This window comes from Kitasatospora sp. GAS1066B, assembly GCF_041262605.1.
Lineage (GTDB): Bacteria > Actinomycetota > Actinomycetes > Streptomycetales > Streptomycetaceae > Kitasatospora.
The window spans coordinates 151,835-159,166 of sequence record NZ_JBGCCO010000023.1; the positions used below are offsets into that span (position 1 = coordinate 151,835).

Here is a 7,332-nt window from a genome sequence, read left to right on the forward strand (position 1 = left end):
GATCAGACCGCCGGGGCCGGGTAGGTCGGGTACTCGACGCCCGAGACGTGCTGGACGACCCGGATGACCTGGCAGGAGTAGCCGAACTCGTTGTCGTACCACAGGTAGAGGATCGCGTTGTCACCCTCCACCTTGGTGGCACCGGCATCGACGATCGAGGCGTGGCGCGAGCCGATGAAGTCGCTGGAGACCGCGTCGGGAGCGCTGATGAAGTCGATCTGGCGCCGCAGCGGCGAGGTCAGCGAGACGTTGCGGAGGTAGTCGAGGACCTCCTCGCGGTTGGTCTCGCGGGCGAGCTGCAGGTTGAGGATCGCGATCGAGACGTCCGGCACCGGGACGCGGATCGAGCTGCCGGTGATCGTCGCCTTGAGCTCGGGCAGCGCCTTGGCGACGGCCGAGGCGGCGCCGGTCTCGGTGATCACCATGTTGAGCGCCGCCGAGCGGCCGCGGCGGTCGGAGCTGTGGTAGTTGTCCAGCAGGTTCTGGTCGTTGGTGTACGAGTGGACGGTCTCCACGTGGCCGCGCAGCACGCCGTACTCGTCCGCCATCGCCTTCAGCGGCGGGACGATCGCGTTGGTGGTGCAGGACGCGCAGGACAGGATCTGCTCGTCCGGCTTGATCGTGTCGTGGTTGACGCCGTGCACGATGTTGGGGACGTCGCCCTTGCCCGGTGCGGTCAGCACCACCTTGGCGATGCCGGGGCGCAGGTGCTTGGAGAGGCCCTCGCGGTCGCGCCACCGGCCGGTGTTGTCGATCAGGATGGCGTCGTCGATGCCGTACGCCGTGTAGTCCACGGTGGTCGGGTCGTCGGAGTAGATCACCGTGATCTCGTGACCGTTGGCGATGATCTTGTTGCTCGCCTCGTCGACGGTGATCGTGCCGTGGAACTGGCCGTGGATGGAGTCGCGCCGCAGCAGTGAGGCGCGCTTGACGATGTCCTCGCCACCGCTGTTGCGGACGACGATGGCCCGCAGCCGCAGGCCGTTGCCCGAGCCGGCCTTCTCGATCAGCAGGCGGGCCAGCAGGCGGCCGATCCGGCCGAAGCCGTACAGGACCACATCGCGCGGTTCGCGGCGGTCCAGCTTGTTGGCACCGGTGGCGCCGGCCACCTTCTGCGCGGTGAACTCCGCCACCGACAGGCCGCGGTCGTCGGTCTTGTACGTCGCGGCGAGCATGCCGATGTCGATCTGGGAGGGGCCGAGATCGAGTGCGGTGAGCGCGTTCAGGAACGGCAGCGTCTCGGTGACCGAGAGCTCCTCGCCGGCGATCTGGCGAGCGAACCGGTGAGTCTTGAGGATGCTCACCACCGACTTGTTCACCAGGGAGCGGCTGTGCAGCAGGACGGTGACGTCCCTCTCCCGGTGCAGTCTCCCGATGATCGGAATCATCGACTCCGCGATCTCCTCGCGGTTCTTCCAGTCCGTGAACACGTCTTCATTGACAGTCACAAGTTCATCTTTCGAGCTAGGCGATTGCTCTCATATTAGCTTTCGACAATTTCGCCTGATCACCCGGACCGGCCTTGAACACCGCGGCCCGCTGCGGTAAGCACCCAGGTCAGGCGACCACTCGGGGTCCGGCGGCGCGTGCCGGTCGACGCCAACTGGGTTGACCGGCAGGTGCGGTGACGCTCTGTCAGCTCGTCGGGCGCGGCAGCGCGAGTGGAACGGTGTGCCAGATGTCACGATTACGCAGACATTGACATGGGCACGCAACGTTGCCTTAACCTGTCAGGCACTACCCGCCGGTAGCGTCCCATCCTGAACCGGACAGCGGAACCACGCAATGGCGCCCTCGAATCCCCGCGAGGGCGCCTGGTGACGCCTGTGCCGGGAGTCGCTCCTGCCCCGACTGCGCCGTGACTCATCCCCGGAGAGCCAGCATGAGGCCCAACGCATTACCGCTGACCGATCTCGTCATCGGGATCACGCCGTTCCAGGAACCGGACGCCGGGCTCGCCGAGGCCGTGTGCCGCGCGGGAGCCCTGGGCGTGCTGGACCTGGGGAGCGGTGACCGCCAGGCGCGCGAGGAGTTCGCCAGACTCCGCTCCAGAACCCCGGGCCGCTTCGGGGTCCGGATCGGGCGCCACTGCCGCCTGACTCCCGCTGACCTGGGCCCCCAGGACGGGCGAGGGCCCGACACCCTGCTGCTGGCCGTGGACACTCCGGGCTGGAACCCTCCCGGCTCGGACACTCCCGGCTCGAACACTCCCGGCTGCGCCGCTCCCGGCTGGGACCTCGCGGCGCTGGCCGACGAGTACCGCCTGCTGGTCGAGGTGACCGACCTGGCGCAGGCCCTGGCCGCGGTTCGCGCCGGGGCGCGTGGACTGATCGCGCGCGGCGCCGAGAGCGGCGGCCGGGTGGGCGAGTTGAGCACCTTCGTGCTGCTGCAGCAGCTGCTCGGCGCACCGGGGATCGAGCTGCCGGTGTGGGCCGCCGGCGGGATCGGGCCGTACACCGCGGCCGCGGCGGTGGCCGGCGGCGCGGCCGGCGTGGTGCTGGACAGCCAGCTCGCACTGCTGGCCGAGTCCGCGGCGCCGCAGCAGGCCGCAGCGGCCGTGCGCGGCATGGACGGATCCGAGACGACCGTCGTCGACGGGCACCGGGTGCTGCGCAGGGGCGGCGCCGACCAGGTTCTGACGGTAGGTCAGGACGGCTTCCTGGCCGCCAGGTTCGCCGAGCGGTGGGCCACCGTCGCACGCACCGTGCACGGTGTGCGAACGGCCGTGCTGGATGGGCTGCGCGCGGCCGCGGCACCGGGCGCGGCCGCCGCGCTGCTCGGCCCCGAGGCGCCGCTCAGCGCGGCGCTGGGCACCGGGCTGCCGGTGGCGCAGGGCCCGATGACCCGGGTCAGCGACCAGCCGGGGTTCGCGGCGGCGGTGGCCGCGGCCGGCGCGCTGCCGTTCGTGGCGCTGGCGCTGGCCGGCCCGGAGCAGACCCGGGAGCTGCTCGCGCAGAGCGCTGCCGCGGTCGGCGAACTCCCGTGGGGTGTAGGCGTACTGGGGTTCGCGCCGGAGGAGCTCCGGAGTGCCCAGCTGGCCGAGGTGCTGGCGGCGCGGCCCAGTCACGCGGTGATCGCGGGCGGGCGCCCCTCGCAGGCCCGGGTGCTCGAGGAGGCGGGCATCCGCACCTTCCTGCACGTGCCCTCGCCCGGCCTGCTCGGGCAGTTCCTGGCGGACGGGGCACGCCGCTTCGTCTTCGAGGGCTCGGAGTGCGGCGGACACGTCGGCCCCCGGCACAGCTTCCCGCTGTGGGAGGCGCAGTTGGCGGTGCTGGAGGACTTCCTGGACGCCGCGGCGGACCAGCAGTCGGTGGAGGTGCTGTTCGCGGGCGGCGTGCACGACGAGCGCTCGGCGGCGATGGTGGCGGCGCTCGCCGCGCCGCTGGCCGGCCGGGGTGTGGCCGCCGGGGTACTGATGGGCACGGCGTACCTGTTCACCGAGGAGGCGGTGGCCCACGGCGCGGTGCAGCCGCAGTTCCAGCGGCAGGTGCTGGCGGCCCGGCACACCGAGCTGCTGCAGACCGCGCCCGGGCACGCCACCCGGTGCGTCCCGAGCCCGTTCACCGCGGAGTTCGAGCGGACCAGGGAGCGGCTGCGGGCGGACGGCGTGCCGGACCGGCAGGTCTGGGAGCAGCTGGAGCACCTGAACGTCGGGCGGCTGCGGATCGCCAGCAAGGGCGTCGACCGGGTGGCGGGAGCGCTCGCCCCGGTGGACGAGCAGGGGCAGCTGGACCGGGGCATGTTCATGGCCGGGCAGGTGGCCGTGCTGCGCTCGACCACCACCACGCTGGCCGAGCTGCACGCCGCGGTCAGCACCGGAGCGGCCGCCCATCTGGCGTGCCGGGCCGCAGAACTGACGGAGCGTCTGGGACTGGCGCCGGCCACCGAAGCCGAACCCGCGCCGGCCCCGCTGGAGATCGCCGTGATCGGCATGGCGGGGATGTTCCCCGGCGCGCCCGACCTTCCCGCGTTCTGGGCGAACGTGGTGGGCGGGGTGGACTCGGTGACCGAGGTGCCGGCCGAGCGCTGGGACCCGGCGCTCTACCACGCGGCCGACGGCGGCCCGGGCAGCACGCCGTCCAAGTGGGGCGGTTTCCTGCCGCGGATCCCGTTCGATCCGCTGAGCTACGGCATCCCGCCGACCGCGCTCGGCAGCATCGAGCCGGTGCAGCTGCTGGCACTGGAGGCCGCGCGCCGGGCGCTGGTGGACGCGGGCTACGACGGCGGCGGCGCCGAGGGCGGCCGGGACTTCGACCGCTCGCGCACCAGCGTGGTCTTCGGCGCGGAGGCGGGCAGCGACCTGTCGAACGCCGGGGTGCTGGGCGCGGTGCTCCCGTCCTACCTGGGCACGGTGCCGCCGGCGATCGCCGAGCAGCTGCCGAAGCTGACCGAGGACTCCTTCCCCGGCATGCTCTCCAACGTCATCTCGGGGCGGATCGCCAACCGCCTGGACCTGGGCGGGGCCAACTTCACGGTCGACGCGGCCTGTGCCTCCTCGCTCGCGGCGCTGGACGTGGCCTGCAAGGAACTGGTCGCCGGCACCGCCGACCTGGCGCTGTGCGGCGGCGCCGACCTGCACAACGGGATCAACGACTTCCTGCTCTTCGCCTCGGTGCACGCGCTCTCCCCCACAGGCCGCTCCCGCCCGTTCGACGCCGCGGCGGACGGCATCGCGCTGGGCGAGGGCGTGGGCTGCCTGGTGCTGAAGCGGCTGGCTGACGCGCAGCGGGACGGCGACCGGGTGTACGCCGTGGTCCAGGGGGTCGGCAGCGCGAGCGACGGCCGCTCGCTGGGCCTGACCGCGCCCCGGCCCGAGGGGCAACGGCTGGCGCTGGAGCGCGCGTACCGCGGCAGCGGGGTCGCGCCGGCCGAGGTGGGCCTGCTGGAAGCGCACGGCACCGGGACCGTGGTCGGTGACCGCACCGAACTCGCCACGCTGACCGCGGTCTTCGCGGAGGCCGGGGCCGCACCGGGGAGTTGCGCGCTGGGGTCGGTCAAGTCGCAGATCGGGCACACCAAGTGCGCGGCCGGGCTGGCCGGGCTGATCAAGGCCTCGCTGGCGCTGCACACCGGTGTCAAGCCGCCGACCCTGCACCTGGCCCAGCCGAACGCGGCCTGGCAGGGGCAGCAGAGCCCGTTCGTGTTCCACGCCGAGGCCCGGCCGTGGGCCGCGCCGCCGGCGCAGCGGGTGGCCGGCGTCAGCGCCTTCGGCTTCGGCGGCACCAACTTCCATGCCGTGCTACGGGGTCATGACGGTCCGGCGGCGGTGCACGGGCTGCAGGAGTGGCCGGCCGAGCTGTTCACCTTCCGGGGCGGCGACCGGGCCCGGGCACTGCGCGGGGTCACCGAGTTACTGCGGCTGGCAGTGGCGGAGGGCTCCCCCTGGCGGCTGCGCGACCTGGCGCTAGCCGCCTCCCGACGGGCGGAGTCGACTCCCGGCCCGGTGCAGGTCGCGGTGGTGGCCTCGGACCTGGCCGAGCTGACCGCGCTGCTGGGCCGGGCGCTGGACGGGGAGCACAGCCCGGCCGACGGGCTGCAGCTGGCCGCCGAGGACGACGGCGGCACGGGCCCGGTCGCCTTCCTCTTCCCCGGGCAGGGCAGCCAGCGGCCCGGGATGTTCGCCGAGCTCTTCGCGGCGTTCCCTGGCGTGCAGCGGCACCTGCGGCTGGGCGGCGCGTACGCCGATGTGCTCTACCCGCCGCTGGCCTTCACCCCCGAGGCGCGCGAGGCGCAGCGCACCGCGGTGACCGACACCCGGGTGGCCCAGCCCGTGCTCGGCATGGCCGGCCTGGCCGCCTACGAGCTGCTGGCGCTGGCCGGGGTCCGTCCCCAGCTGGCGGGCGGCCACAGCTACGGCGAGCTGGTCGCGCTCTGCGCGGCGGGCGCGCTGGCGGCCGAGGAGCTGCCCGGGCTCGGCGCCGAGCGGGCCCGGGCCATCCTGGACGCGGTCGGCGAGGGCGAGGACCCCGGGTCGATGGCGGCGGTGACGGCCGGCGCCGTGGCCGTCGAACAGCTGCTGGCGGCGGCCGGCCTGGCCGGGCGGGTCGTCGCGGCCAACCACAACGCGCCGCGCCAGACGGTCATCTCGGGCGCCACCGAGGAGGTCGCCGCCGCGACCAAGCTGCTGCGGGAGGCCGGGCACGAGGTGAAGCGGCTGCCGGTCGCGTGCGCCTTCCACAGCCCGCTGGTGGCGGGGGCCGGCGAGCGCTTCGCCCGGGCGCTGGCCACCCGCAACGTGCGGGCGCCGGAGTTCCCGGTCTTCTCGAACCGGACCGCCACCGCCTACCCGGCGGACCCGACCGGGGTACGGGCCGAGTTGGCGGCCCAGATCGGCGCACCGGTGCGCTTCGTGGCCCAGGTCGAGGCGATGTACGAGGCGGGCGCGCGGGTCTTCGTCGAGGCCGGTCCGGGGTCCGTGCTGACCCGGCTGGTGTCGGCGGTGCTCGGCGAGCGGCCGCACCGCGCGGTGCCCGTCGAGGGACGCCGGCGCGGACTGCCCGGTTTCCTCGACGCGCTGGCCGAACTGGCCGTCGCGGGCGTCCCGGTGCAGACCGAACGGCTGCTGCGCGGCCGGGACGCGGTGGACCCGGGCCGGGCGCGGGCCGCGCGCCGGCCCGGCTGGACGGTGGACGGGCAGCTGGTGCGCACGGCTGCCGGAGAACTGCTGCCCGGTGCGCTGGCACCGGCCCGACTGGTGCCGGAGGCGCTGATGACGACGGAGCACACACCGCAGCCGACCGCCGGGGACGCCCTGGTCTCGGAGTTCCTGCGCAGCAGCCGGGAGTTGATCGCGGCTCAGCGGGACGTGCTGATGACCTACCTCGGCGGGACGAGCGGTGGGCCCGTCCCGTTCGCCCCGCCGCCGGTGGCGGCCGGGGCGGTGATGCCTGCGGCGCCGGCCGCGGCTCCCGAGCGGCCGGCCGCCGCTCAACCGCCCGAGGTCACTGACCTGCTGGGCCTGGTGGTCGAGGTGATCGGCGAACGCACCGGCTACCCCGCCGACATGATCGAACCCGACCTCGACCTCGAAGCCGACCTCAGCATCGACTCCATCAAACGCACCGAGATCATCGGCCAACTCGCCCACCGCCTCGGCGACACCGCCGAACTCGGCCAACTCACCGACGACCAGATCGAAGAACTCACCCGCGCCCGCACCGCCGCCGCCATCACCGACTGGCTCACCACCCAGCTCGGCAACCCCGCACCCGCCGCCGCTCAACCGCCCGAGGTCGCCGACCTGCTGGGCCTGGTGGTCGAGGTGATCGGCGAACGCACCGGCTACCCCGCCGACATGATCGAACCCGACCTCGACCTCGAAGCCGACCTCAG

The 7,332-nt window shown here is 73.8% G+C and carries 2 protein-coding genes; one reads left to right on the plus strand and one right to left on the minus strand.

The genetic code is table 11. The annotated features are described in order from the left end of the window. Positions 1-2: 2 nt before the first annotated feature. Positions 3-1,448 (minus strand): glyceraldehyde-3-phosphate dehydrogenase, encoded by a 1,446-nt coding sequence (locus ABH937_RS25195; protein WP_280689420.1) that lies wholly within the window; start codon positions 1,446-1,448, stop codon positions 3-5. 434 nt (positions 1,449-1,882) lie between these two features. Between ABH937_RS25195 and ABH937_RS25200 the strand changes: the two genes are divergently transcribed. Beyond that, a partial coding sequence (locus tag ABH937_RS25200) for a beta-ketoacyl synthase N-terminal-like domain-containing protein (RefSeq protein WP_370219561.1) occupies positions 1,883-7,332 on the plus strand: 5,450 nt, incomplete at its 3' end.